Annotated in this window: 27 protein-coding genes and 1 tRNA gene; 15 read left to right on the forward strand and 13 right to left on the reverse strand. The window is 68.5% G+C overall.

All coding sequences use genetic code 11. The features are described from left to right. Positions 1–13 precede the first annotated feature (13 nt). From K2Y03_RS08140 to bchF, 7 genes are read right to left on the reverse strand one after another with little or no spacing between them, the layout of a single operon-like run. Positions 14–1,432 (reverse strand): BCD family MFS transporter, encoded by a 1,419-nt coding sequence (locus K2Y03_RS08140; protein WP_294089851.1) that lies wholly within the window; start codon positions 1,430–1,432, stop codon positions 14–16. Continuing rightward, positions 1,429–2,112, reverse strand: a complete 684-nt coding sequence (gene bchM / locus K2Y03_RS08145; RefSeq protein WP_294089853.1) for a magnesium protoporphyrin IX methyltransferase — start codon at positions 2,110–2,112, stop codon at positions 1,429–1,431. Before bchM ends, K2Y03_RS08140 begins: the two co-directional genes overlap by 4 nt. Next, the gene (gene bchL, locus K2Y03_RS08150) at positions 2,112–3,002 is read right to left on the reverse strand and encodes a ferredoxin:protochlorophyllide reductase (ATP-dependent) iron-sulfur ATP-binding protein (RefSeq protein WP_294089856.1); all 891 of its coding nucleotides are present in this window, start codon (positions 3,000–3,002) and stop codon (positions 2,112–2,114) included. The genes bchM and bchL overlap by 1 nt, the downstream gene beginning before the upstream one ends. Positions 3,003–3,011: 9 nt before the next feature. After that, a complete protein-coding gene (locus K2Y03_RS08155) occupies positions 3,012–6,596 on the reverse strand; it encodes a magnesium chelatase subunit H (RefSeq protein WP_294089859.1) in 3,585 nt (1,194 codons plus the stop codon). Continuing rightward, positions 6,586–8,115 (reverse strand): ferredoxin:protochlorophyllide reductase (ATP-dependent) subunit B, encoded by a 1,530-nt coding sequence (gene bchB, locus K2Y03_RS08160; RefSeq protein ID WP_294089862.1) that lies wholly within the window; start codon positions 8,113–8,115, stop codon positions 6,586–6,588. Before bchB ends, K2Y03_RS08155 begins: the two co-directional genes overlap by 11 nt. Continuing rightward, a complete protein-coding gene (locus K2Y03_RS08165) occupies positions 8,106–9,395 on the reverse strand; it encodes a ferredoxin:protochlorophyllide reductase (ATP-dependent) subunit N (RefSeq protein ID WP_294089864.1) in 1,290 nt (429 codons plus the stop codon). The genes bchB and K2Y03_RS08165 overlap by 10 nt, the downstream gene beginning before the upstream one ends. Next, positions 9,392–9,916 carry a 2-vinyl bacteriochlorophyllide hydratase gene (gene bchF, locus K2Y03_RS08170; RefSeq protein WP_294089865.1) on the reverse strand — a complete coding sequence of 175 codons (525 nt, stop codon included), beginning with the start codon at positions 9,914–9,916 and terminating at the stop codon, positions 9,392–9,394. The genes K2Y03_RS08165 and bchF overlap by 4 nt, the downstream gene beginning before the upstream one ends. Before the next feature lie 301 nt (positions 9,917–10,217). On the opposite strand from bchF, the gene K2Y03_RS08175 reads away from it, so the two are divergent. From K2Y03_RS08175 to K2Y03_RS08200, 6 genes are read left to right on the forward strand one after another with little or no spacing between them, the layout of a single operon-like run. Continuing rightward, the gene (locus K2Y03_RS08175; RefSeq protein WP_294089867.1) at positions 10,218–11,033 is read left to right on the forward strand and encodes a B12-binding domain-containing protein; all 816 of its coding nucleotides are present in this window, start codon (positions 10,218–10,220) and stop codon (positions 11,031–11,033) included. A 24-nt stretch (positions 11,034–11,057) separates the two neighbouring features. Continuing rightward, on the forward strand, positions 11,058–12,488 hold the full coding sequence (gene ppsR, locus K2Y03_RS08180) for a transcriptional regulator PpsR (RefSeq protein WP_294089869.1): 1,431 nt from the start codon (positions 11,058–11,060) through the stop codon (positions 12,486–12,488). Positions 12,489–12,537: 49 nt separating this feature from the next. Next, positions 12,538–13,446 carry a chlorophyll synthase ChlG gene (chlG, locus tag K2Y03_RS08185; RefSeq protein ID WP_294089872.1) on the forward strand — a complete coding sequence of 303 codons (909 nt, stop codon included), beginning with the start codon at positions 12,538–12,540 and terminating at the stop codon, positions 13,444–13,446. Beyond that, positions 13,443–14,747 carry a BCD family MFS transporter gene (locus K2Y03_RS08190; RefSeq protein WP_294089875.1) on the forward strand — a complete coding sequence of 435 codons (1,305 nt, stop codon included), beginning with the start codon at positions 13,443–13,445 and terminating at the stop codon, positions 14,745–14,747. Before chlG ends, K2Y03_RS08190 begins: the two co-directional genes overlap by 4 nt. After that, entirely contained in the window at positions 14,744–15,919 is a 1,176-nt protein-coding gene (locus tag K2Y03_RS08195; protein ID WP_294089877.1) for a geranylgeranyl diphosphate reductase, read from the forward strand. Before K2Y03_RS08190 ends, K2Y03_RS08195 begins: the two co-directional genes overlap by 4 nt. Then, entirely contained in the window at positions 15,903–16,406 is a 504-nt protein-coding gene (locus tag K2Y03_RS08200; protein ID WP_294089878.1) for a TspO/MBR family protein, read from the forward strand. Before K2Y03_RS08195 ends, K2Y03_RS08200 begins: the two co-directional genes overlap by 17 nt. 70 nt (positions 16,407–16,476) lie before the next feature. Here K2Y03_RS08200 and rpsI read toward each other — a convergent pair whose 3' ends face one another. From rpsI to K2Y03_RS08220, 4 genes are all read right to left on the reverse strand, one after another. Then, positions 16,477–17,013, reverse strand: a complete 537-nt coding sequence (gene rpsI / locus K2Y03_RS08205) for a 30S ribosomal protein S9 (RefSeq protein WP_294089879.1) — start codon at positions 17,011–17,013, stop codon at positions 16,477–16,479. Beyond that, a complete protein-coding gene (gene rplM / locus K2Y03_RS08210) occupies positions 17,013–17,492 on the reverse strand; it encodes a 50S ribosomal protein L13 (protein ID WP_294089881.1) in 480 nt (159 codons plus the stop codon). Before rplM ends, rpsI begins: the two co-directional genes overlap by 1 nt. A gap of 121 nt (positions 17,493–17,613) precedes the next feature. Next, entirely contained in the window at positions 17,614–18,420 is an 807-nt protein-coding gene (locus K2Y03_RS08215) for a hypothetical protein (RefSeq protein WP_294089883.1), read from the reverse strand. Then, on the reverse strand, positions 18,404–19,399 hold the full coding sequence (locus K2Y03_RS08220) for a COX15/CtaA family protein (RefSeq protein WP_294089886.1): 996 nt from the start codon (positions 19,397–19,399) through the stop codon (positions 18,404–18,406). Before K2Y03_RS08220 ends, K2Y03_RS08215 begins: the two co-directional genes overlap by 17 nt. Before the next feature lie 166 nt (positions 19,400–19,565). Here K2Y03_RS08220 and K2Y03_RS08225 point away from each other — a divergent pair, with 166 nt between their 5' ends. The 7 genes from K2Y03_RS08225 (at position 19,566) to proC (ending at position 23,515) form a co-directional block, all read left to right on the forward strand. Further along, the gene (locus K2Y03_RS08225) at positions 19,566–19,958 is read left to right on the forward strand and encodes a MerC domain-containing protein (RefSeq protein WP_294089926.1); all 393 of its coding nucleotides are present in this window, start codon (positions 19,566–19,568) and stop codon (positions 19,956–19,958) included. 42 nt (positions 19,959–20,000) lie between these two features. Beyond that, positions 20,001–20,459 (forward strand): Fur family transcriptional regulator, encoded by a 459-nt coding sequence (locus K2Y03_RS08230; protein ID WP_294089888.1) that lies wholly within the window; start codon positions 20,001–20,003, stop codon positions 20,457–20,459. A gap of 5 nt (positions 20,460–20,464) precedes the next feature. Further along, positions 20,465–21,205: a TlyA family RNA methyltransferase gene (locus K2Y03_RS08235; protein WP_294089890.1), complete on the forward strand. Its 741-nt coding sequence runs from the start codon at positions 20,465–20,467 to the stop codon at positions 21,203–21,205. Between the two features lie 110 nt (positions 21,206–21,315). Further along, entirely contained in the window at positions 21,316–21,837 is a 522-nt protein-coding gene (locus tag K2Y03_RS08240; RefSeq protein ID WP_294089893.1) for a TspO/MBR family protein, read from the forward strand. Between the two features lie 20 nt (positions 21,838–21,857). Then, complete coding sequence (locus tag K2Y03_RS08245) at positions 21,858–22,109, forward strand: accessory factor UbiK family protein (RefSeq protein WP_294089896.1); 252 nt, start codon at positions 21,858–21,860, stop codon at positions 22,107–22,109. 103 nt (positions 22,110–22,212) lie between these two features. Further along, positions 22,213–22,716 carry a YbjN domain-containing protein gene (locus K2Y03_RS08250; RefSeq protein ID WP_294089899.1) on the forward strand — a complete coding sequence of 168 codons (504 nt, stop codon included), beginning with the start codon at positions 22,213–22,215 and terminating at the stop codon, positions 22,714–22,716. A gap of 10 nt (positions 22,717–22,726) precedes the next feature. After that, positions 22,727–23,515, forward strand: a complete 789-nt coding sequence (proC, locus tag K2Y03_RS08255) for a pyrroline-5-carboxylate reductase (protein WP_294089900.1) — start codon at positions 22,727–22,729, stop codon at positions 23,513–23,515. A 111-nt stretch (positions 23,516–23,626) separates the two neighbouring features. Here proC and K2Y03_RS08260 read toward each other — a convergent pair whose 3' ends face one another. Next, positions 23,627–24,106, reverse strand: coding sequence for a MarR family transcriptional regulator (locus tag K2Y03_RS08260; RefSeq protein WP_294089902.1), 480 nt, complete (start codon positions 24,104–24,106; stop codon positions 23,627–23,629). Between the two features lie 67 nt (positions 24,107–24,173). Between K2Y03_RS08260 and K2Y03_RS08265 the strand changes: the two genes are divergently transcribed. Both K2Y03_RS08265 and K2Y03_RS08270 read left to right on the forward strand, forming a co-directional pair. Further along, positions 24,174–25,289 carry a branched-chain amino acid aminotransferase gene (locus tag K2Y03_RS08265; RefSeq protein ID WP_294089904.1) on the forward strand — a complete coding sequence of 372 codons (1,116 nt, stop codon included), beginning with the start codon at positions 24,174–24,176 and terminating at the stop codon, positions 25,287–25,289. Positions 25,290–25,336: 47 nt separating this feature from the next. Beyond that, positions 25,337–25,411, forward strand: a tRNA-Gln gene (locus K2Y03_RS08270). Positions 25,412–25,433: 22 nt separating this feature from the next. Here the strand turns inward: K2Y03_RS08270 and K2Y03_RS08275 are convergent. Next, positions 25,434–25,979 (reverse strand): GNAT family N-acetyltransferase, encoded by a 546-nt coding sequence (locus K2Y03_RS08275; protein ID WP_294089905.1) that lies wholly within the window; start codon positions 25,977–25,979, stop codon positions 25,434–25,436. Positions 25,980–26,067 lie beyond the last annotated feature (88 nt).

Here is a 26,067-nt window from a genome sequence, read left to right on the forward strand (position 1 = left end):
CTCGGTAGTCTCGTCAGACCAGTCCTCGGCCGAAATCTGTAACGGGGCGCTCGGGCAAAACATCGGGGCGCCGCGCCAGCGGACCGATGGCGACCAGGGTCGCGAACAACAGGGCAATTTCGATGTGCCAGACAAAGCTGTAGCCGCTGGCCGGATCGACCAGGCCGGCACCCAGCGCGCCCGACATGGCAAGCGCGCCAAAGCCGTCGCGCAAAGCGCCCGACACCAGAATGGCAACGCCCGCCGCCGAGGCCTGCACCGCGCCCCAGGCGCCGAGCGCGAGGCCGGATTTGCCGGGCTCGGCCTGATCCATCATGGCAATGAGCGTGCACACCGCGAACAGCCCGCCGCCCAGGCCGATGCCAAAGGCGCCCAGGCACAGCATGCTGACGGAGACGAGCGGCGCCGACAGCACCACCACTGCAAAGGCGGCGACCCCGATCAGTGCGCCCATCCCGGCCAGCCGGTTGGGGTCCATCTGCCGGCCCAGTGCGCGCGCGGCATAGGCAAAGCCGGCGATCATCCCGGCCGACCACAGCGCCGACAGCGCCGTCGTCTGCCCCACATTCAGCCCCAGCACATGACCGGCATAGGGCTCCAGCAGGATGTCCTGCATCGAAAAGCCGGCCGCGCCCAGCGCCAGCGAGATCAGCAGCCGGCGGGTGCGGCGCACCTTCACGAAATCGCGCCACTGGCTGGAAAAGTCGACCGTATCGACGCGGCTGGTGCCACCGACCACGCGGGCTTCCTGCTTCCACAGCGCGATGACGTTGAGCACCATCGTGGCAAGTGCAGTGCCCTGGATCACCTCGACCAGCCGGGTCGGGTTGAACGCGCCCAGCAGCCGCCCGAAGAGGAGCGACGAAAAGAACATGCCGATCAGCAGCATGACATAGAGCAGCGCCACCACGCGCGGGCGCTTTGCCTCCGGCGCCAGATCGGTGGCAAGCGCGAGGCCGGCCGTCTGCGCGGTCGCCATTCCCGCCCCCACCAGCAGGAAGGCGAGACAGGCACCGGCAACGCCGATCCAGGCACCGCCCAGCGCGCCGTGACCGGTCATCAGCAGCAGCGCGAACGGCATGATCGACAGGCCGCTGAACTGCATCACCGTGCCGAACCAGATATAGGGCACCCGGCGCCAGCCCAGCACCGACACGTGATTGTCGGACTTGTAGCCAATCAGCGCCCGCGCCGGCGCGAACAGCAGCGGCAGCGCCACCATTGCCCCCACCAGGCTGGCCGAGACGCCGATCTCCACGATCATCACCCGGTTGAGGGTGAAGTTGATCAGCACGAACGCCATTCCCACTGACACCTGGAACAGCCCCAGCCGCAACAGCCGCCCCAAGGGCAGATCGGTGCTCGCCGCATCCGCAAAGGGAAGGAAGCGCGTGCCGAGCCTTGCCCAGAGGGGAAGGGCGGTGCCTTTCACGGCAGCACCTCCACCGCCTGACTGATGTAGAAACCCTTCGAGATCCGAGCGCGCCGGCCGACATGGCCACCGGGCAGGCTGTCGCCCAGCATCCGTTCGAGCTTTGCCGGGCTGACCGGCGCAATCGCCGGTGCCCGGTCGGCGCGCGGGAACAGGCCACCGATCGCGTGCATCGCGGAAAGTGCCGGCGTGCGCGGCGCGATGGTGAAGGCAATCGACCGCTCCGTCCGCGCCGCGAGCAGCTCGACCACGCGCACAATGTCGCGCGCGGGATAATGAATGAGCGAGTCCATCGCGACGACATGGTCGAACCGGCCCAGCTCGTGGCTCAGCATGTCACCCACGCGCCAGTCGATGGCCAGCCCTTCGGGTGCCCGGCGGCGGGCGATGTCGACCAGGCTGCCGGCCACGTCCACCGCCACCACGTCGGCGCCACGTTCGGCCGCTGCCACCGCCAGCGCGCCCGTGCCGCAACCGGCATCCAGCAACCGCATGCCGTGCATGTCCTGCGGCAGCCAGGAGAGCAGCGTGTCGCGCATCGCGTCGCGCCCGGCGCGCACGGTGGCCCGGATGCCCGAAACCGGCGCGTCGGAGGTCAGCGTCTCCCACGTCTTCGCCGCCGTCTTGTCGAAATAGGTTTCGAGCCGGCCGCGATGCTGGGAGTAGGTGGTGCTCACCATCACTCGAACCCCAGAAATTCGAAGATGTCGCGATCCTTCATCGGGTTCGCTTGGCACGGCTCGACGCCGGCCCAGAGCAGGGCGGCCAGCCGCTTATACTCGTTGCGTGCCGCCTCGATCTCGGGCGTGTCCTCCATTTCGAAGATGGTGCATTTCTTCAGCCGGCTACGGCGGATCGCGTCCAGATCGGGCAGATGGGCAAGCCGCGAAATGCCGGTCGCGTCGCAGAATCGGTCGATCTCGTTGGTGCCGGCGGAGCGATTGGCGATGCAGCCGGCCAGCCGTACTTCGTAATTCTTCGCCTTCGCCCCGATCGCCGCCATGATGCGGTTCATCGCGAAGATGCTGTCAAAGTCGTTCGCAGTGACGACCACCGCGCGTTCGGCATGCTGCAGTGGGGCCGCAAAGCCGCCGCACACCACATCGCCCAGCACGTCGAACAGGACGACGTCGGTATCCTCCAGCAGATGGTGCTGCTTCAGGAGCTTGACCGTCTGCCCCACCACATAGCCGCCACAGCCGGTGCCCGCCGGCGGGCCGCCCGCCTCCACGCACATCACACCGTTAAACCCTTCGAACATATAGTCCTCGGGGCGGAGTTCCTCATGGTGGAACTCGACCTGTTCGAGCACGTCGATCACCGTCGGCATCAGCTTCTTGGTGAGCGTGAAGGTGCTGTCATGCTTGGGGTCGCAGCCGATCTGCAGCACGCGCTTGCCGAGCAGCGAGAAGGCAGCGGAGAGGTTCGACGAGGTCGTCGACTTGCCGATGCCGCCCTTGCCATAGATCGCAAATACCTTGGCCGTGCTGATGCGGTCGCTCGGGTCGAGCCGGACCTGAACGCTGCCTTCGCCATCTTCGCGGCGGGTGGGGGGATCGAGCAACGCCATACTATCTCCTCATGCCGCGGCACGCGCGGTTACGCCTTCGAGTGCATCTTCCAGGGCATCGCTGGCGGCCTGCAGCGCCGTCAGTGTTGCCTCGTCCGGTTGCCAGTAGTTACGGTCGTGGGCCTCCAGCAGACGCTGGGCGACGCGCGCCGCCGATTTTGGATTGAGCGACGCCAGCCGCTCGCGCATCTCCGCGTCGAGCACGAAGGTTTCCGCCGTGCGCTGATAGATCCACGGCGCGACATCGCCGGTGGTGGCGGACCAGCCCATCGTCGTCGTCACATGCGTTTCGATGGCGCGCACGCCTTCATAACCGTGGCGCAACATGCCCTCGTGCCAGACGGGGTTGAGCAGCCGGGTGCGGGTTTCCAGCGCCACCTGTTCGCCAAGCGTGCGGACCTTTGCTGCGCCTTGCGTTGCATCGACGATATAGGTCGGCGCCGCCGCGCCGCCGCGAGCGCGTGCGACCGACCGGCTCACCCCGCCCAGCGCATCGACATAATGATCGATATCGGTCACCCCGAGTTCGGCCGAGTCGAGATTCTGATAGGTCAGCTCGACATCGGCGAGTGCTGACTGCAGCAGCTCGGCCTGGCGTTCCGCCTTGCCCGATGCGCGATAGGCAAAGCCCTTTTGCCGCTCGAACACATCGGCAATCTCGTCCGGGTCGGTCCAGGCGCCATTGTCGATCAGCAGGTTGACGTTGGCGCCATAAGACCCTTCCGCATTGGAAAAGACGCGCAGCGATGCGGTTTCCAGATCGCAGCCATGCGCTTGCTGATAGGCCAGTGCATGGGCGCGCACCGGGTTCAGCTCCAGCGGCTCGTCGGCGCTGGCGGCGAGCAGGGCCGCCTCGGCCAGCACCCGCGTCTGCAAGGGCAGCAGGTCGCGGAAAATGCCGGACAGCGTCACCACCACGTCGATCCGGGCGCGGCCCAGCTCTTCGAGCGGAATGAGCTCGGCGCCCGACAGACGGCCATAGCTGTCAAAATGCGGCCGCGCGCCGATCAGCGCCAGCACCTGCGCGATCTGGCTGCCTTCGCTCTTCAGATTGTCCGTGCCCCACAGGATCATGGCGAGGCTCTTGGGCAGCGGGGCGCCGCTTTCGGTGTGGCGCGCGATCAGTGCCTCGGCCTGGCGCCTGCCTTCCGCCAGCGCAAAGCTGCCGGGGATGCGGAACGGGTCGAACCCGTGCAGGTTGCGCCCCGTCGGCAGAATGTCCGGCGTGCGGATCAGGTCGCCACCCGGTGCCGGCCGCACAAAGCCGCCGTCCAGCGCATGGACCAGCGCGCCCAGCTCGTCATTATGGGCAAGCGCGGCGGCAAGCGCTGCGGAATCGCGCTCGGGGCTGGCGGCGGCAATCGCACCGGCCCAGGCTGCACCCGTATCGGCATCTGGCGCGCGGCCCAGCACGTGGAGGCCGTGCGGGATCAGTTCGCGCTCGACCTCATAGAGCCGGGCCGACAGCGCGCCCAGATCGTCCTCCTCCAGATCGACAGCGGCGGCAGCGGCGCGGATCATCGGCTCCAGCCGTGCGCGCTCCTCTTCCTGCGCCGAGGCACGCCAGCGTTCGAGCAGCGCCTTCAGCTCGGAAAGCCCTTTATACAGCCCGCTTTCGGCAAGCGGCGGCGTCAGATAGCTGATCAGCGTCGCGCCCGAGCGGCGCTTGGCGATCAACCCCTCGGAGGGATTGTTGGCGGCGTAGAGATAGAAATTGGGCAGCGCGCCGATCAGCCGCTCGGGCCAGCAGGCCGCACTCATGCCGGTCTGCTTGCCGGGCATGAATTCCAGCGCGCCATGCGTGCCGAAATGCAGCACCGCGTCCGCGCCGAAATCCTCGGCAATCCAACGGTAAAAGGCACTGAATGCGTGCGTCGGCGCAAAGCGGCGCTCGAACAGCAGGCGCATCGGATCGCCTTCATAGCCAAAGGCGGGCTGGATGCCGACGAACAGCTTGCCGAAGCGCGCGCCCAGAATCTGGATCGCGGCACCGTCGCTCTGCTGCTTGCCGGGGGCGGGCCCCCACACATCCTCGATCGCGCGCAGATGGCGTTCGCGGCGGACATGGTCGTCGGCCAAGATGCGCGCGGCGACATTGGCATCGGCACCATGCTGCGCAGCATTGCCGTGCAGCAAAGCGTCGCGCAGCGCGTCGACACTGGCCGGTGGCGTGACATCATAACCCTCGCGCGCCAGCCGCGTGATCGTCTCGTGAAGCGATTCGAACACGGCCAGATGCGCCGCCGTGCCGGTCGCGCCGGCATTGGGCGGGAAGTTGAACAGCACGATCGCCAGATTGCGTTCGGCGCGCGGCTTGTGGCGCAGGCGGGTAAGGCGCGCCACGCGCTCGGCGAGCGCTTCGGCCCGCTCGGGGCAGCTCAGCATCTGGCGGGCAAGCCCGTCATCGGGGAAGCTGCAATGCCGGTCGCAGCCGTCGCAGCAATCGCCCCCGGCGCCCGCGCGGCCGCCGAACACGCTGGGCTGGATCGCGCCGTCCAGCTCGGGAATGGCGACCATCATCGTCGCTTCCAGCGGCAGCAGCCCCTGCGCCCCGGCGCCCCATTGCTGCAGCGTCTGGAACTCGATCGGGTGGGCGGCGATATAGGGCACGTCGAGCCGCGCCAGCATCGCCTCGGCCGCCTCGGCGTCATTATAGGCCGGGCCGCCGACCAGCGAGAAGCCGGTCAGCGAGACGACCGCATCCACCACCGGCGCGCCGTCGTTCAGGAAATAGCGCTCGATCGCCGGGCGCGAGTCGAGCCCGCTGGCAAAGGCCGGGATCACCCGCAGCCCGCGCGCCTCCAGCGCCGCGATCACGCCGTCATAATGCGCGGTGTCGCGGCCGAGCAGATAGGAGCGCAGCAGCAACAGGCCGACCGTGCCCTGCACCGGCTTCGGCGCGGGCAGTGCGCGCGCATCCTCCACCAGCCGGGTGGGCAGCCGCGGATGATAGACGCCGATCTCGGGATAATCGCGCGGCGGCTCGGCCGGGCAGCGCCCCTTCAGGCCGTTGCTCGCATAACGGTCCACCAGCGCGCGGACCATGTTGACGACATTGTCGTCCGATCCCGCCAGCCAATATTGCAGCGTGACGAAATAGGCGCGCACATCCTGCGCGGTGCCGGGGATGAAGCGCAGGATCTTCGGCAGGCGGCGCAGCATCCGCATCTGCCCAGCGCCGGCCGCACTGTTGCGCGACGAGCCGCGCAGCTTCTTCAGCAGCGCGAGCGGCCCCTTGGCGGGCGCATCCATGCGATAGCCGCCCATCCGGGTGAGCTTCACCACATCGGCGGCAGACATCAGCGCGACCACCGCGTCGCACGCCTCGCGCCGCGCCTCGATTGCCGGCAGCACCGCGCGGATATGGTCTTCGACGAACAGCATCGTCGCGATGATGATGTCGGCGCGGGCAATGTCTGCCAGGCACCGGGCGAGCGGCTCGCCGCCATCGCCCCAGTCGGCGGCGGCATGCAGGCCGATGCTGATGCCGGTGCCTTGCGCCGCCAGCCGCGCGCCGGCCCGTTCCACGGCACCGGCCAGATGGTTGTCGAGCGTGACGATGACCACGCGGGTATGGGGGGCGCTAGCGGGCATAATGCGCCTTTGCCTCGTACAGCGTGTCGATGGTGATCAGCGACAGGCCCTGCGCGGTGGCGAACGCCTCGGTGTTGCGGCGCGCCTTGCCGCGCACGAAGAACGGGATCTTCTTCAGTTCGCGCTCGGCTTCCTGCGTCCAGCTGTGGATCGCGGCCTCTGCCGCGCTTTGCTCTGGGGCCAGCGCCGGTTCGGCGAGCCCGGCGCCCAGATGGCTGGCGCCGGCCGCGTCTGAAAACTCGAAATCGTCGCGGAACATCGTCAGCAGATGTTCCTCCAGCCCCATCACCAGCGGGTGGACCCAGGTGTCGAACAGCACATTGGCGCCCTCAAACCCCATTTGCGGGCTGTAGCGGGCCGGGAAGTCCTGCACATGGACCGGGGCGGAGATCACCGCGCACGGAATGCGCAGCCGCTTGGCGATGTGGCGCTCCATCTGCGTGCCCAGCACCAGTTCGGGCTGGGCAGCCTGGATCGCCGCTTCCACCGCCAGATAATCGTCGGTGACGAGCGGCTCCAGCCCATGGGCTCGGGCGGCCGCCTTCAGTTCGCGGGCGAATTCGCGGTTGTAGCAGCCCAGGCCCACCACCTCGAAGCCCAGCTCGTCGCGGGCGACGCGGGCGGCGGCAATCGCGTGGGTCGCGTCGCCAAAGATGAAGACGCGCTTGCCGGTGAGATAGGTCGAGTCGACCGAGCGGCTCCACCAGGGCAGGTTGCTGGGCAGGGCGGGCGTAGGGTCGACTCCGGCGATCGCCGCCACTTCGTTGATGAAGTCGAGCGTCGCGCCATGGCCGATGGGGACGGTGCGCACTGTCTTCTGACCAAAGGTCCGCTCCAGCCAGCGTGCCGCGCTGTCCCCCGCTTCGGGGTAGAGCAGGATGTTGAAATCGGCCGCACCAATGCCGGCAATGTCGGCCGGTGTCGCGCCGCGCGGGGCGACCAGGTGAACGTCGATCCCCATCGCCGCCAGAATCCGGCTGACCTCGGTCACGTCGTCGCGGTGGCGGAAGCCCAAAGCCGTCGGCCCCAGCAGGTTGGCGCGGGGGCGGCGCCCCTCGCGTGGGGCGGGGCGGATATCGCGGTCGGCAAGCTGGCGGACGATTTGGTAGAACGTCTCGCATACACCCCAATTCTCTTTCCGGGTGTAACTTGGCAGGTCGAGTGCCACAACCGGCACCGGCAGATCGAGCGCGCTGACGAGGCCGCCGGGATCGTCCTGGATCAGTTCGGCGGTGCACGACGCGCCGACCAGCATCGCTTGCGGCTGGAAGCGGGCATAGGCGTCGCGCGCGGCCTGTTGGAAAAGCTCGGCGGTGTCTTTGCCAAGATCGCGCGCCTGAAACGTCGTATAGGTCACCGGCGGCCGCCGCCGCGCGCGCTCGATCATGGTGAACAGCAGGTCGGCATAGGTGTCGCCCTGCGGCGCGTGGAGGACATAATGCACGCCCTCCATCGCGGTCGCCACCCGCATCGCGCCGACATGCGGCGGGCCTTCATAGGTCCACACCGTCAGCTGCATGGCACCCTCAGCACGTCGCGCCGGCGCAAAGGGCGGGCGAACAGCCCGGCCAGATCGCCGGCCTGTTCAAAGCCGTGGATGGGCGAGAACACCAGCTCGATCGCCCATTTGGTGGTGAAGCCTTCCGCCTCCAGCGGGTTGGCAAGCCCCAGGCCACAGATGGTGAGGTCGGGCCGCGCGGCGCGCACCCGGTCCAGCTGACGCTCCACATCCTGGCCCTCGCTCAGCACCGTCGCCGGCGGCAGCAGCGCCAGTTCGCGCGCCAGATGGCGGCGGTGGAGGTAAGGCGTGCCCACCTCGATCGGCACCATGCCAAGCTCGGTCGCCAGAAAGCGCGCAAGCGGCACTTCCAGCTGCGAGTCGGGCAGGAAGAACACGCTTTTGCCGGCCAGCTGCTCGCGCAGGCCGGCGAGCGCGCGCTTGGCGCGTTCGCGCATCGGCGCGATCACCGCGCGGAAATGCATCTCGTCCACGCCAAAGGCTTGGGCGGCGGCGTGGAGCCAGTCCGCTGTGCCTTCCGCGCCGAACGGGAACAACGCGTCGATCCGCGTCGCGCCGCGATCCTCCAGCGCGCGCGCGGTCTCCCCCAGAAAGGGCTGGGCAAGCAGATAGCGCGTACCCGGGCCGACTGGGGGCAGGTCGTCCGCGCGGCGCGCCGGCAGCCAGCGCACCGGCGCGATGCCGAGCGCGGCAAAGAGGCGGGTGAACTGATCCTCGACAATGTCGGGCAGGGTGCCGACGACGAGCAGCTGCGTGGCGCTGTCCGCCCGCGGCAGTTCGGGCACCAGCGCGGCCAGGCAGGCATCCTCGCCCTCGGTAAAGGTCGTCTCGATCCCGCTGCCCGAATAGTTCAAAATGCGCACCGCCGGCGCGTGCTTGGCCGACAGCCGGCTGGCCGCCTTGGCCAGATCGAGCTTGATGACTTCGGACGGGCACGAGCCGACCAGGAACAGCAGCCTGATGTCGGGCCGCCGCGCCAGCAGCTTGTCGACCACCTGATCCAGCTCTTCCTGCGCATCGGCCATGCCGGCCAGATCGCGCTCCTCGACGATCGCAGTGGCAAAGCGCGGTTCGGCAAAGATCATCACCCCGGCGGCCGATTGCAGCAGGTGCGCACAGGTGCGCGAGCCGACCACCAGGAAGAATGCATCCTGCAGCTTGCGATGCAGCCAGATGATGCCGGTCAGGCCGCAGAACACCTCGCGCTGGCCGCGTTCGCGCAGCACCGGGGCGCAATCGACGCTCTTGGGGACGGGGTCGAGGATCAACTGCCCGCTCATGCCGCCACCGCCCCGGTGGTGCGCTCATCCGCCGCCTGCAGCCGGGCCGCGCGCAGCTTCAGCACAAACTGTCCGGCATTGATGACATAGGTCGCATAGGCGGCGAGCGCGAGCAGCATCAGGCCGCGCGCGTCGAGCAGATGCCAGCCCAGCGCGACCAGATAGGCCGTGTGCAGCGCCAGCACGAGCATGGAGAAGACATCTTCCCAGAAGAAGGCCGGCACGAACAGCCAATGGCCGAACACCACCTTTTCCCACACCGAGCCGGTGATCATGATGAGGTAGAGAACGGCGGTCTTCACCACGACCGAGATAGTGGCAGCAGCAGCCCCTTCACCGGTTGCGAGATAGCGAAGCACCAGACCCAGGCTGACCAGGAACACCAGAAACTGCAGCGGGGCCAGGATGCCCTGCACCAGAGTCCACACGCTTTCGTCGCGGCGGCGGCGTTCCTCGGGCGAGTAAAGTGGCGCCGTTCGACGCGGTGATGATGTGTCCGTACTCGGTAACCACTCACGCATCGGAGAGTCCCTGCTGGACTGACTGATGCCGAGAGTATGGATCGACCCGCAATGTGTCAATAAGGCGTTACGTCCAACAAAATTGACGAAAGGGGCCTTGTGTCACATTTCGGCCATTGTCACGCCCGGGCGATTGGCGTAGTTTCGCCTCTAGGTGCTGGGTCGGGTCCGGCTGCTTGGAACACCACCTGTGTTCCGTCCGAAAAACCGATCCAGCCGGGGAGAGCCGAGCATGGCTTCGTTGTTCTCTTTTCCACGTTCCAATCCGGGCGCAGGTGGGCGCCGCCGGGGGTTGAGCCGCGTGATCTGGCCTTGGGGCGCGGACAATCGCGCGGGCGACACTGCGGTCCGGCAGGGCAATCTGTCCGCGCTGGTGGAACGCGAGATCATTCCGCGCCTGGTGGCGGCGCACCCGCACGACTCGGTGGTCACGCTTGTTGAACCGCCTAAGCAGATTACTGCTGAAGACATTGCCGCCTTCACGCCGCTGACGGTAACGGCTGAGGCCGATGTGCTGCTCGATTTCGTCGAACGGCTGATCGGGCGCGGGGTGCCGGTGGAAACCGTGCTGGTGGAACTGCTAGCGCCGGCGGCGCGCCGGCTGGGCGATTTCTGGGAAGATGATCGCTGCGACTTTGTCGATGTGACGATGGGCCTTTGGCGGCTGCAGGAAGTGGTGCACGAGCTGTCTGGCCGGGTGCCGGCGGTGAAGCGGCCCAGCAACAAGCGCCGCGCGCCCTTCTGTGCGGTGCCCGGCGAGCAGCATAGTTTCGGTGCGGTGGTGCTGGATGACATCTTCATGCGCGAAGGCTGGCTGACCGAGCCGACCACGCCCGAACTGCTCGCGCGGATCGCCCCGGAATGGTTTGATGTCATCGGGTTGACGGTCAGTTGCGATTCTCATATTTCGGCGCTCCCTTCGCTTATTCGGGCCATCCGCAATGTTTCCGCCAATGCGCGGATCGCGGTGATGGTGGGGGGAAGAGTGTTTCTGGAGGATCCCGCGCGCGCCGCCGAAGTTGGCGCCGACGGGACAGCATCCGACGCCCGCAAGGCCGTGAAACTGGCCAGCAAGCTCGTCGGTGCAAAGGCGCAGGGCGTGACGGCCGGCGCCTGAGCCTCTGTCGGAACGAGAGGCTAGGTGGACGTGAACAGAGCTGAATTGCCGACCGAAGCGCAAGCGTTCCGCGACCCGGAGTCGTTGGGGCCGCTGGAGGCGCAGACGGTCGCGCGGCTGCTCGGCGCGGTCGGCGACCTGGCGTTCATCATCGACGATCGCGGTGTCATCATCGACTTTGCCGTGTCGGAACCGCAGCTGACGGCGCATTCGCTCGAGCTTTGCGTCGGCCACCCCTTTCTCGACACGGTGACCATCGAGTCGCGCGGCAAGGTGATCGAAATGCTGGGCGAGGCGGCAATGGGTGCCCCCGCACGCTGGCGGCAGGTGACGCACCCGACGGTGATCGGCGACCTGCCGGTGCGCTATCTCATCATGGGTCTGGGCGGTGGCCGGCTGGTCGCGATCGGGCGCGACCTGCGTGAGGCGGCGGCGCTGCAGCAGCGCCTGCTGCAGGCGCAGCAATCGCTGGAGCGCGACTATCTGCGCCTGCGCCAGGCGGAGGCGCGCTATCGCCTGTTGTTCGACATGGCGACCGAGCCGGTGCTGATCATCGACGCTGCCACCCGCCGCATCCGCGAGGCGAACCCGGCGGCCAACCGGGTGCTGGGTGCAAAGGCGGGCGCACTGGTCGACCAGCCGGTGAGCGCGATCGTCGATGCCGATGACCGCGAGGCGTTCATTGCCTATCTGGGTGCGGCCGAGGCGGCGGACGATGCCGGTGTCGTCGAGCTGCGGCTGCGCGGCGGGCGCGGCGTGGCGCAGCTTTCGGCGCGGCTGTTCCGCCAGGCGCGCACCGCGCTGTTGCTGGTACGGATCGCGACCGGCGACGAAGCGCGCGAGGCCGGCGTGACCTCTCCGTGGATCGACGTGGTAGAACGGATGCCCGATGCCTTCGTGCTCACCGACCGCGCGCTCAACATCCTGACCGCGAATGCCGCGTTCGTCGAACTCGCCCAGCTGCCCTCGCTCGACCGGGCGAGCGGTGCCCGGCTCGACCAGTGGGTGGGGCGGCCCGGCGTCGATGTCGACCTGATCGCCGGCCAGCTGCGCGAGCATGGCGCGGTGCGCAACGTCGCCTCGGTACTGCGCGGCAATGATGGCGGGCAGGAAGAGATCGAGATTTCGGGCGTCGCCGCGCCGCATGGCGAGGGCGAATGCTATGGCTTCACCATCCGCTCGGTCGGGCGGCGGCTGCGCGACCTGCCGCCGGGCGAAAACCAGCTGCCGCGCTCGGTGGAACAGCTTACCGAGCTGGTTGGCCGCATGTCGCTGAAGGAAATCGTGCGCGAATCGACCGATCTGATCGAGCGGCTGTGCATCGAGGCGGCGCTGACCTACACCTCCGACAATCGCGGCTCGGCCGCTGAAATATTGGGAGTCAGCCGCCAGAGCCTGTATTCGAAGCTGCATCGGCACGGGCTGGGCAATCTGGTCGATGGCGACGATCAATAGCTGACAATCCTGATTGACGATTTTTAGTGTCAAGCATAGCCTGCTTGGCATGGCGCGACCGACTCCTCTGATCGCCCGGCAGCCGTGGCCCCGGCCGCGCGACGTGCTCGAACTGTTGAAACCCATTACCTGGTTTCCGCCGATCTGGGCGTTCATGTGCGGTGTCGTCTCCGCCGGCCAGCCGCTGGGGCCGCGCTGGGGGCTGGTGGTGATCGGCCTGCTGCTGACCGGCCCGCTGGTGTGCGGCACCAGCCAGGCCGTGAATGACTGGTTCGACCGGCATGTCGATGCGATCAACGAGCCCGGCCGGCCGATCCCCTCGGGCCGGATCGCCGGCCATTGGGGGCTGTGGATCGCCATCATCGGCTCGGCGCTGTCGCTGGCGGTGGCGACCCTGGCCGGGGCCTGGGTGTTCGGTGCGACCTGCCTCGCGCTGGCCTGTGCCTGGGCGTATAGCGCGCCGCCCTTCCGGCTGAAGATCAGCGGCCTGTGGGGGCCGGGCATCGTCGCGCTCAGCTATGAGGGGCTGACCTGGTTCACCGGCGCGAGCGTGATGGCGGGCGGCCTGCCGCCGGCGCCGGTGCTGGCAGTGCTGCTGCTCTACAGCCTGGGCGCGCACGGGATCATGACACTCAATGATTTCAAGGCGATCGAGGGCGACCGCGCGATGGGCATCCGCTCGCTGCCGGCGGTGCTGGGCGTGCGGCGCGCGGCGATCATTGCCTGTGTGGTGATGGCGGTGCCGCAACTGGCCGTCATCGCGATCCTGGCGGCGGGGCAGCATGGCTGGGCGGCGCTGATCATTGCCGCGCTGCTGGCGGTGCAGCTGGCGCTGATGCCCCGGCTGATCGCCAATCCGGTGGCGCGCGCGCCCTGGTATAACGGCACCGGCACCACGTTGTCGGTGCTGGGCATGCTGGTGGCGGCGCTGGGTCTCGGCGGGGCGCTGCCGATATGAGCACGCTCGGCTGGCCCGGCATCGCCCGCCTTGCGCTGGTGCAGAGCGCCATCGGCGCAATGGTGGCGATGGCAACCTCGCTGCTCAACCGCGTGATGGTGGTGGAATATGCGCTGCCCGCCGCGCTCCCCGCCGGGCTGGTCGCCTGGCATTATGCGGTGCAGCTGTCGCGCCCGGCCTGGGGGCATGGCTCCGACCGCGGCGCGCGGCGCACGCCCTGGATCGTGGGCGGCATGGCAGTGCTCTATGCCGGGCTGATGTGCGCGGTGGCGGCGCTCGCCTGGTTCGGCATGCGCGGCGTCGAGGGCATGGGCCTGGCCATAGCGGGCTTCACGCTGATCGGCGCCGGCGTCGGCGCGGCGGGCACATCGCTGCTCGCGCTGCTGGCGACCCGGGTGGCGCCCGCGCGGCGTGCATCAGCAGCGGCGATCACCTGGGTGATGATGATCCTGGGCATTGTGGTGGCGGCTGGCGTAGCCGGGCGGCTGCTCGATCCCTTCACGCCGTTGCGGCTGGCGCAGGTGGTGGCGGGCGTGGGCGCTGCGGCCTTCCTTGCCGCGCTCATCGGCGTATGGCGGGTGGAGCAGGCGCCGGCCGACGCCCCCGTTGCGGCGCAAGCAAATGGCATTGGGGCACCCGGCTTTGCCGAGGCGCTGGCGGCGATGCTGGCCGAGCCGGTCGCGCGCCAGTTCACCATCTTCGTGTTCCTGTCGATGCTTGCCTATTCGATGCAGGACCTGATCCTGGAGCCGTTTGCCGGGCTCTATTTCGGCTATACGGCGGGCCAGTCCACCTCGCTCTCCAGCGTGCAGCATGGTGGTGTGCTGCTGGGCATGATCCTGGCCGGCGTCGGCGGGTCGGCCTTTGGTGGTGGTACGCCGCAGGCGATGCGGCGCTGGATCGTTGGCGGCTGCCTGGGCTCGGCACTGGCGCTGCTGGGGCTGAGTCTCGCCGCGCGGATCGGCAGCGGCTGGCCGCTCGCGCTCAATGTCTGGCTGCTGGGCTTTGCCAATGGCGTGTTCGCGGTGGCGGCAATCGGCGCGATGATGGGGCTGGCGGGCGCCGCCGGGCCGCAGCGCGAGGGGATGCGCATGGGCGTGTGGGGCGCGGCACAGGCGGTTGCGTTCGGCCTTGGCGGCCTGTCCGGCGCGGTGGCGGTTGATCTGCTGCGCGGCCTGACCGGGCTCGCCGCTGGCGCATTCAGCATCGTTTTCGTCTTTGAAGGGGGGCTGTTCCTGGCCGCTGCCTGGCTGGCGGCGGGCATGGGCCGCAGCCCCCGAAGCAGGGAGGTTCCCGCATGACCAGCTATGACGCAGTGGTGGTGGGCGGCGGCCCGTCGGGCGCGACGGCGGCGACCGATCTGGCGCGCGCGGGGTTCCGCGTGCTGCTGCTCGACCGGGCCGGGCGGATCAAGCCGTGCGGCGGCGCCATTCCGCCCCGGCTGATCAAGGATTTCGACATTCCCGACCATCTGATCGTCGCCCGCGCCACCGCCGCGCGGATGATCGCGCCGTCGCAGCGTTCGGTGGACATGCCGGTGGGCGATGGCTTTGTCGGCATGGTTGACCGCGAGGTGTTTGACGAATGGCTGCGTGGGCGCGCGGTGCTGGCGGGCGCTGAACGCCGCACCGGCACGTTCGAACGGATCGAACGCAATGCCGATGGCGGCGCGGTGGTCGTCTATACCGAGGAACGCGGCGGCGCCGAGCAGCGCGTGGCGACGCGCGCCATCATCGGCGCGGATGGCGCACGGTCGGGCGTCGCGCGCCAGGCGCTGAAAGGGGCGGAGCGTGTGCCCTGCGTCTTTGCCTATCATGAGGTGATCAAGTCGCCGCCCGCCGGCGCCAATTTCCGGCCGGAACGGTGCGACGTGGTCTATCAGGGGCGCATCTCGCCCGATTTCTATGGCTGGGTCTTCCCGCACGGGCCGCACACCAGCGTGGGCGTGGGCAGCGCCAACAAGGGCTTTGCCCTGCGCGACTCGGTCGGGCGCCTGCGCGACGATTCAGGGCTGAGCGACTGCGAGACGGTTCGCCGCGAAGGCGCACCGATTCCGCTCAAGCCGCTGAAGCGGTGGGACAATGGCCGCGACGTGGTGGTGGCGGGGGATGCCGCCGGGGTCGTCGCCCCGGCATCGGGCGAGGGCATTTATTACGCAATGACCTGCGGCCGGTTCGCCGCAGATGCGGTGGCGGCCTTCCTGAAAACCGGCGACGCGCGCCAGCTTGCCACCGCGCGTCGTCGCTTCATGCGCGCGCATGGCCGCGTGTTCTGGGTGCTGGGGATGATGCAGCATTTCTGGTACCGCAGCGACAAGCGGCGCGAGCGGTTCGTGAAGATCTGCGAGGACAAGGATGTCCAGCGGCTGACCTGGCAAGCCTATATGAACAAGGAGCTGGTTCGTGCCAAACCGTTCGCGCATGTTCGGATCTTCTTCAAGGATATGGGGCATCTCCTTGGTCTCGCGGCCTGATCTCGCCCGCCCGCGCGCGTGGCTGTTCCCGATCACGGCGGCGGCGCTGTTTTCCGCGCTCGTGGTGGCGATGGGCGCGACCACCAGCGTCACCGGCGGTTGGTATGACCGGCTGGCATTGCCCGCCTGGGCACCGGGGGACCAGCTTTATGCGATGGGCTGGACGCTGGCCTATGGCCTGGGCGCGATGGCGCTGCTGACTGCCTGGCGGGCGATGCCGGCGGGCGAGGGGGAGGGGCTGCTGGGCCTGTTCGCCGGCGCCGGGCTCCTAACCATCGGGTGGAGCCATCTGTTCTTTTATTATCACCGGCCCGACTGGGCGCTCTATGCGATCGGCGCGCTGTGCCTGATGGCGGTGCTGCTGATCGCTTATTGCGCGCGGCGATCGCTGGTCGCGGTAGTGATGCTGGTGCCCTATCTGGGCTGGCTGAGCTTCCTTGCGCTGTTCAACATGGCGGTCGTTCAGCTGAACCCCGCCTTCGGCTGAAGCCGGCCCAAGAAAAAGGGCGGCGCTGCAGGTGCAGGCCGCCCGTTTTCCGTAACCGCGTGACGCGGGATCAGCGCTTCGAGAACTGGAAGCTGCGACGCGCCTTGGCGCGGCCATACTTCTTGCGCTCCACGGTGCGGCTGTCGCGGGTCAGGAAGCCGGCCTGCTTCACCGGGCTGCGCAGCACCGGCTCATAGCGGGTCAGCGCCTGCGCGATGCCGTGCTTCACGGCACCCGCCTGGCCCGACAGGCCGCCACCCTTCACGGTGCAGACCACGTCATACTGGCCTTCACGCTCGGCCACGCCGAACGGCTGGTTGATCACCAGGCGCAGCGTGGGGCGCGCGAAATAGGTTTCCTGATCGCGGCCGTTGATGGTGATCTTGCCGGTGCCGGGCTTCAGCCACACGCGGGCAACGGCATCCTTGCGGCGGCCGGTGGCATAGGCGCGGCCCTGCTTGTCGAGGATCTGCGGGCGCAGCGGCGTGGGCTCCACCGCCACCGGGGCGGGGGCATCGGCCGACACCGGTGCCGCAGCGGGCGCCGCCGGGCGCGGGGCGCCGGCGATGGCGGCGAGATCGGAAAGCGACTGGCGATTGTCGGACATTACTGGCCCACCTTGTTCTTGCGGTTCATGCCCGCGATATCGAGGACTTCGGGGTTCTGCGCCGCGTGCGGATGCTCGGGGCCGGCATAGACGCGCAGGTTGCGCATCTGCTCACGGCCCAGCGGCCCGCGCGGGATCATCCGCTCGACGGCCTTTTCCAGCACGCGCTCGGGGAAGCGGCCTTCCAGCACCTTGCCGGCAGTGATGCCCTTGATGCCGCCGGCATAGCCGGTGTGCTTGTAATAGACCTTGTCGGCCAGCTTCTTGCCGGTGAAGCGGATCTTGTCGGCGTTGATGACGATGACATTGTCACCGCAATCGACATGCGGGGTGAAGCTGGGCTTGTGCTTGCCGCGCAGGATGTTCGCAATGATCGTCGCGGCGCGGCCCACGACCAGGCCGTCGGCATCGACGATGTGCCACTTCTTTTCCACCTCATGCGGCTTGATCGCCTTGGTGGTCTTCATCAGCGCCTTCATGGGGCAGGACCTTCATCGTTGAAAATGCAAGCGCCGCCCCGGCATGGAGCGGCGCTGATGCGCGCCCTATCGTGAAATGGCGGGCGAAAGTCAAGCAAAAGGGCGCGGTTGCTGACGGGTATTATGATACCCTATCGAGCGTTGCCGTAACCACCACGGTCGTTGTGGGGGCGGCTGCGCCGGGCCGGCCGGCCAGCGTGATCCGCCGTTCGCTGCGCTCGTTCAGCAGCATGCCGGTTGCGGCATCGGCCTCGCGCGTCGGGTGCCAGGCGATGCGCCCGGCAGCGTCGCCAAGCGACAGGTCGCCCTCTGCACTCACCTCGACGCGGATGCGGTTGCCCGCGCGCAGTACGCGCTGCACGCCGGGCAGCGGCACCGCGCCCGCCACCGGAACTTGCACTGCCCGGGTGCCAGCGGCCATCTCGGCAGCATCGGCCGCGATCACGCCGGTCACGATCGACCCGAGCATGCGCAGGCGGCTGGCAGCGGGGGCAGCGCGCAGCTGAGCGGCCAGCGCGCGCAGCTTTTCCGTCCGGTCGCGCGACTGGCCCGGGATGGCCGCGATCGTGTCGCACAGCCGGTTCCAGTGCGCGTCGGCATCGTCCACCGCGACGAGTGCGCCATTCGCGTCCAGCCGGAAGTTCAACGTGCGGCCAGCAAAGGCCGACATCATCCAGCCGAACAGATCGCCCGCCGCTCCGGCGGCCGTATCATTGGCGACGATCTCCACCTGCACCCGATAGCCGTCCGCGATGCGCGAAAAGCGCAGCATCCGCGTGCTGGTGAAGCGCTGGATTGTGCCGGCGGTGGTGCGTTCCTCGACCAGTTGATGGCGCAGCGGCTGGTCAAGCGGTGGCGCAAAGGCGGCCTGCGCAACCGCAGGCCAGCACAAAGCGGTCGCGGCCAGCGCCCTAAGCGGCAGGGGCACGGCGCCCAATGGCATGTGCGGCGAACACCGCCGCAATCAGCGTGATCGCGGCGTTCACCTGATGCGCCACCGCGATTTCGATGGCGACGCCGCTCAGCAGCGTGGCAATGCCAAGCCCGATCTGGAGCGCAACCAGCGCGACCACCGCTATCCCGGCGCGCCACGCGCCGCTGGTCCAGGCCCGCCAGCCGAGCAGGCACAGGCCGGCGGCCGCGGCAAAGGCCAGCCAGCGGTGGATGAACTGAACCGCAATCGGATTGTCGACCGCGTTGCGCCACAGCGGCTCGACCATCGGCGCATTGGCCGGGAACCAGGCGTCGCCCATCAGCGGCCAGCTGGCAAAGGCATAGCCGGCGTCCAGCCCGGCGGTGAAGGCGCCGAACACGATCTGCACGAACAGCAGCAGCAGCGCCGCCGCCGCCAGCGGGGCCAGCCGGGCGCCGCGCGAAAACGGCACCGCCGCCAGCTGGCGCAGGTCGAGCGCGGTCCAGACCAGCCCGGCGAGCAGCACCAGCGCCGTCGTCAGATGCACCGCCAGCCGCACATGGCTGACATCGGTGCGGTTGACGAGGCCCGAGGCGACCATCCACCAGCCGATCGCGCCCTGCAGCCCGCCCAGCGCCAGGATCGCCGTTAGCCGCCAGCCATAGCCGGCCGGAATCCGCCGCCGGACCGCAAACCACAATAGCGGCACCGCAAAGGCCAGGCCGATCACACGGCCCAGCAGGCGGTGAACATATTCCCAGAAGAAAATGCCCTTGAACCCCGCGAGCGTCATATTGGGGTTCACGACCTTATATTCGGGGATCTGCTTGTAATTGTCGAATTCCGCCTGCCACTGCGCCTCGGTCAGCGGGGGCAGGGTGCCGCTCAGCGGCTTCCACTGGGTGATCGACAGGCCCGACTCGGTCAGCCGGGTGATGCCGCCCACCGCCACCATCAGCAGCACCAGTGCGGCGACCGCGAACAGCCACAGCATCAGAGCGCGGGGCCGCGCGCGCAGCGAAGCGGACGATTGCATCAACATGGGCGCGGCCATAGCGCATGGCAGGCGCGGCGTCATCCGGCGCGGCGGTTCGATGCGAAAATTTCATGTGAATGTTATATTGTCACTTGTGCCCAGAAGTGCCATATGCCCGCTCGTGATTGGCCAATTGTCCCTCCCCAGATCCCTGCGCCTGCCAGACCGGGCAGCGGTTGATCGTCTGGCGATCGGCCTGTCCGGCCTGTGCGCGGTGCATTGCATTGCCAGCGCCGTGCTGGTGGCGCTGGCGTCGACGGCGGGTGGCCTGCTGCTCAGCCCGGTGATCCACGAAGTGGGCCTGTGCATTGCCATTGCGCTCGGCGCGGTGGCGCTGGTTGCGGGCGCGGCGCGGCACGGCTTTCTGCAGCCGGCGGCGATGGGCGGGCTGGGGCTGGGCATCATGGCCGGCGCGCTCACCCTGCCGCATGATGGCAATGCGGAAACCTTCTGGACGCTGATCGGCGTCGCGCTCCTCGCGCTCGGGCACGACCTCAACCGGCGCGCCGGCGCCTGACATCGCTTGCCGTGCCGGCGGTGCGGGCGTAACCTGACAGCCATGAGCGCGCATCATCACCACGAACATTCGGGCGCCGCGCTGATCGATGCGGCGCAGGCGCGGCTGGAAAAGTCGGGCGAGCAATGGACGGCGATGCGCGCCCGCATCTTCGAGGCGCTGCAAAGCTTCGACAAGCCGGCCTCCGCCTATGACATTGCCGAGGCGGTGTCGCGGATGGAGGGGCGGCGGGTGGCCGCCAACAGCATCTATCGCATCCTCGATCTGTTCGTCGGCGCCAATCTCGCCCGCCGGGTGGAAAGCGCGAACGCCTATGTCGCCAATGCCCACCCCGATTGCCTGCACGACTGCATCTTCCTGGTGTGCGATGCGTGCGGGCAGACGGTGCATATCGATGATGACCGGCTGACCAGCGGGGTGCGCTCCGCCGCCATGGCCGCCGGCTTCTCGCCCGAGCGGCCGGTGATCGAAGTGCGCGGCAAATGCGCCACCTGCGGCTGAGCTGATTGGCCAGAACACGGATCGACCAGCTGCTCGTCGCGCGTGGCCTGGCGGAAAGCCGCGCGCGGGCGCAGGCGCTGGTGATGGCCGGACTGGTGTTCATCGGCGACCGCCGCGTCGACAAGCCCGGCCAGCCCGTTGCCGAAGACGCCGCCATCGACGTGCGCGGGCGTGACCATCCCTGGGTCTCGCGCGGCGGGGTGAAGCTGGCGCATGGGCTTGATCATTTCGGTTGGGCGGTGGACGGCGCGGTCGCCATCGATGTCGGCAGCTCGACCGGGGGCTTTACCGACGTGCTGCTCAGCCGGGGCGCAGCGCGGGTCTATGCGGTGGACAGCGGCACCAACCAGCTGGCGTGGAAGCTGCGCCAGGACCCGCGCGTGATCGTGCATGAGCAGACCAGCGCGCGACTGCTGACCCCGGCCCATATTCCCGAGCCCGTCGACCTGATCGTCTGCGACGCCAGCTTCATCGCGCTTGCCAAGGTGCTGGAACGGCCGCTGGGCTTTGCCGCACCCGCTGCCCGCGCGCTGGTGCTGGTGAAGCCCCAGTTCGAGGCGGGGCGGGAGGAAGTGGGCAAGGGCGGGGTGGTGCGCGACCCCGCCATCCATGCCCGCGTCTGCGCGGCGGTGGCTGACTGGTTCACCGGGCTTGGCTGGGCGGTTGCCGGCGTCACCCCCAGCCCGATCACGGGACCGGAGGGCAATGTGGAGTTCCTGCTCGCCGCGGCGCGCGTGGCGCGGTAACATTCGCGCTTTCGGAACGGGGCGGCAATCGACTAAGCGGGGGGTGGCATCGACTCGTACAGGGGAATAGCGGCTTGGTCAGGGAAATCGCCTCCATACAGCAATTGCGGATGGCGTTTCTGCGCACGGCCGTGGTCACGGTGCCGGCGATCCTGCTGCTGGGCTTCCTGTCGGCCAACAGCGTCGCGGTCGGCTCGGTCAACCGCTGGTATGCCATGCTGGTGAAGCCGGCGCTCACCCCGCCCGACTGGGTGTTCCCCATTGCCTGGACGGTGCTTTACGTCGCGATGGGCCTCGCGCTCGCGATGGTGATCAATGCGCGCGGATCGGCCTGGCGCGGCGTGGCGATTGCGCTGTTCGCGGCGCAGCTGGCGGTGAACCTGGCCTGGACGCCGCTGTTCTTCGGTGCGCATCAGCTGTTCTGGGCGCTGATCCTCCTTGTGCTGATGTTCGCGCTGGCAGCGGCCGCCACCTTCTTCTTCGCGCGGGTGCGGGTGGCGGCGGCGCTGCTGATGCTGCCCTATCTGGGCTGGATCCTGTTCGCGGGCATGCTGAATTACCAGATCAATGCGCTCAACCCGAATGCGGAAACGCTTGTGCCGACCGCCGGCAGTGCCCAGATACCGCTCTAGATCTTTTTTGGAATCGGACGATGCAATCGGAAAACCGCATTTTTGACGATCTGGCCAAGCTGCTGAATGGCGCGGCCGGCACGCTGGCCGGCATGGGCCGCGAGGCCGAGGCAAGCATGCGCGAACGCGCGAAGGAATGGGTCGGCGGGCTCGATTTCGTCAGCCGCGACGAGTTCGAGGCCGTGAAGGCCATGGCCGCCGCCGCGCGCGACGAGGCCGACGCGCTGAAGGCCCGGCTCGACAAGCTGGAAGCCGCGCAGGGGCAGGGCTGACCCCGGTTGGTGCTTGTCCACAATTTTGTGCGCGCACGGCCCTTGCCGCGCCGCTGCGCGCTTGGCACGCCTGATGCACGGCCAGGCGACAGGATGACCCGGGATGCTGCGTGAAGTGGACGACGAGCGCGAAGACGACGCCCCCATCGACATGCTCGAAAGCTATTATGCCGCGCATGGGTGGACCTATCACCGGCAGGAAGACGAGATCGTTGCCCATGTGAAGGGCAGCTGGACCGAATATGAGCTGCGCGCGCTGTGGCGCGAGGATGACGGCGTTCTCCAGTTCCTGTGCTTCCCCGACATCCGCGTGGCCGAGGACCGGCGTACCGCGATGTACGAAGCCGTCGGGCTGGTGAACGAACAGCTCTGGGTCGGCCATTTCGAGCTGTGGTCGGCAAGCGGCATCCTGCTCTATCGCCATGCCGCGATGCTGGACACGAGCGACGGCGGCACCATGTCGCTCGCCCAGGCCGAGCTGGTCATCGAATCGGCAATCGACGAGTGCGAGCGTTTCTATCCCGTGTTCCAGTTCGTGCTGTGGGGCGGCAAAACCCCGCGCGAGGCGCTGGCCGCTGCGCTCACCGAAACCCAGGGTGAGGCCTGAGGCCGCGCCGATGCGGCTGTGGCTGATCGGTTGCGGGGCGATGGGCGGCGCGATGCTGCGCCGCTGGATCGCGGCGGGCACGCTTTCCCCCGGCGATGTGTTCGTGGTCAACCGCAGCGACCGCGCATTGCCGGCGGGCGTTGCGCAGGGGCGCGTGCCGCTGGACGGTCCGTTGCCCGACGCCGTGCTGCTGGCGATGAAGCCGCAACAGCTGGATGCGGTGGCGCAGGCGCATGCCGCGCGGCTTGCCGGGGTTCCCCTGATCGTCTCCATCCTTGCCGGGGTGGAAGAGGCGGCCATTGCCCGGCGGTTCACGGCGAGCGCGGTGGTGCGCGCCATGCCCAACCTGCCGGTGGCGCTGGGCGCGGGTGTGGTGGCGCTGGACAGTGCCGGCGCGGATGCGGTAGCCCGCGCGAGCGTTTCGGCACTGATGGCGCCACTGGGCCTGGTCGAATGGGTGCCGGTGGCGCATTTTGATCTGGTGACGGCGCTGGCCGGCTCGGGCCCCGCTTTTCTCTATCGCTTCATCGATGCGCTGGCGGCGGCGGGGGCAGCGGAAGGCCTGCCGCCGGATCAGGCGGCGCGGCTTGCGCTGGCAACCGTCGCCGGTGCCGCCCGGCTCGCCGAGGAACCGGGGCTGACCCCCGCCGAGCGTGCCGATCAGGTCGCAAGCCCCGGCGGCTCGACGCGCAAGGGGCTCGATGTGCTTGATCAGCCGGAGGGGCTGGTCGCGCTGCTGCGCGCCACGCTGGCCGCCTCCGCCCGCCGCAATGCCGAGCTGGCAGCGGCGGCGCGCTAGGGTTGGTTTCAGCTTGGCTGAAACGGTTACCGCACCGGCCCGCTCCCCCACCCGACCACCCATAGAATACTGCGGTTGGGTGGTCGGGTGGGGGAGTGGGCCGGCACCGCGCTAATCAAAACCCCCCAGCAGCCGCTTCTGTTCGGGCGGTGTCAGCCCCTCCAGCACCGCCCAGAAACCGCTCACCGCGCCCTGGCCCGCCTCGGCATAGGCGGCGGCCAGCCGGGCGCGCAGCAGCTCGAACAGCTCGGCCTCCAGCGCGCGGCCCTTCTCGGTCAGCCGGACCAGCTTCTGCCGGCGGTCCTGATCGCCAGGCCGTGTCTCGATCAGGTCGCGCGCGGCAAGGTCGTTCAGCACCCGCCCCAGCGATTGCTTGGTGACGCTGAGCAGCCCGAGCAGCGCCGAAATCGTGGCGTCGGGCCGCCGCGCGATGAAATAGAGCGCGCGCTGATGCGCCCGGCCCAGGCCGATCGCGGCAAGCCGGGCATCGCCCGCGCGCAGCAAAGCGCCATGGCCAAAGGCAAGCAGCTCGATCCCCCGGCGCAGCTCGGCTTCGCGCAGAAACAGGGCAGAGGCAGCCGGCAACGCCATGTTGCCGACCATGGCGGCTTGGCCTAAGGCGTCAAGCCAGTTGATCCTCCCCCCAGGGATATGCCCGATGCTCGATACGCTGCCCCCGCTTGATGCGGCGCTTGCCCGTTTTGCCCGGATTACGCACCCCGCGCCCACCCCGGCGGCGGAGCGCGCGGCCATGATTGCCGATCCCGGCTTCGGCCGCGTGTTCACCGATCATATGGTGACGATTCGCTTTCGCGCGGGGCAGGGCTGGCATGATGCGCAGATCGGCCCGCGCGAGGCGATCTCGCTCGATCCCTCGGCCGCCGTGCTCCATTATGCGCAGGAGATTTTCGAGGGGCTGAAGGCCTATCGCCGCCCCGATGGCCGGATCGCGCTGTTCCGGCCGGAAGCCAATGCCCGGCGCCTGCGCGCCTCGGCCGAGCGGATGGCGATGGAGCAGCTGCCCGAGGACCTGTTCCTCGATTCGGTGAAGGCGCTCGCGCTGGTCGAGCGTGAATGGATTCCCGCCATTCCGGGCGGGTCGCTCTATCTGCGCCCCTTCCTGATCGGCAGCGACGTGTTTCTGGGCGTGAAGCCGTCGGCGGAGTATATCTTCGCCGTTATCGCCTCGCCGGCGGGTGGCTATTTCAAGGGCGGCGTCGATGCGGTGTCGCTATGGGTGTCGACCGACTATACCCGCGCGGCACCCGGCGGCACCGGCGCCGCCAAATGCGGCGGCAACTATGCCGCAAGCCTGATCGCCCAGGCAGAGGCGGCGCGGCGCGGCCATCACCAGGTGCTGTTCCTCGACGCGGCCGAACGCCGCTGGATCGAGGAACTGGGCGGCATGAACATCTTCTTCGTGTTCCATGACGGCACGCTGCTCACGCCGCCACTCACTGGCACGATCCTGCCCGGCATCACCCGCGATTCGCTGATTACGCTGGCGCGCGAGCAGGGGATGACCGTGCGCGAGGAGCGCTATGCGATCGATCAGGCACAGGCCGATGCGCAGAGCGGCCGGCTGGTCGAGGCCTTTGCCTGCGGCACGGCGGCGGTGGTGATGCCGATCGGCTCGATGACGGTTGGCGACACGCGGTTCGTGATCGGCAATGGCGAGCCGGGCCGCGTGACGGCGGCACTGCGCGACACGCTCACCGCGCTCCAGTTCGGCCGCGCGCCCGATCCGCATGGCTGGCACCAGCTGATCGACTGAACCCCCTTTTCAGCCGGTCCGGGCGCGGCTAAGGGACCGCGCTCTGCTGGGGCGTAGCCAAGTGGTAAGGCAACGGTTTTTGGTACCGTGTACCGAAGGTTCGAATCCTTCCGCCCCAGCCAGTTTTTCCTTCTTGTTCGCCGCTCATGCCGCCAGGCGACACGGCCCGGTTTCTTCTTCCGCCATGTCGAGCTCGAACAGCGCACAGGGGCGATGCTCGTCTAGCGCCAGGCAGTAACGCTGCTCGACGCGGCCGATGGGCCGGAAGCCCAGCTTGGCGAGCACCCGGCCCGACGCGGGATTATCGACGAAATGGCCCGATTCGAGCCGCCGCAGCCCCATGGCGTGGCGCGCGATGCCAAGCGCGGCGCGACCCGCCTCGGTCGCATAGCCACGGCCCCAGGCGCCGGGCGTCAGCCAATAGCCCAGCTCGTGACCCGTTTCGGTGGGGTGGACGCCGACGCCGCCGATCAGCCGGGGTGCCTCGCCATCATGCGCCAGAATGAGGAGCGACAGGTCCGCCTTGCCCGGCGCGCGGGTCAGCCAGTCGCGCGCGTGCGTTTCGTAATAGGGCCAGGGCAGGCGGGCGAGGCGGAACGCTACTTCCGGGTGCGCGATCGCGCGGGCGAGCGCGCGCGCGTCCTCGGGCCAACCGGGGCGTAACGTCAACCTTGCCGTGCGGGCGAACATAGCCACTCTCCTCATCGCCGTTGGCGCTGCGCTTGCACGTCGGGATGACGGGAAAGCGACAACGCGGTTGAGGGAGCATGAAAAAAGG

Origin of the sequence: Sphingomonas sp. (assembly GCF_019746015.1) — a bacterium.
Lineage (GTDB): Bacteria > Pseudomonadota > Alphaproteobacteria > Sphingomonadales > Sphingomonadaceae > Sphingomonas.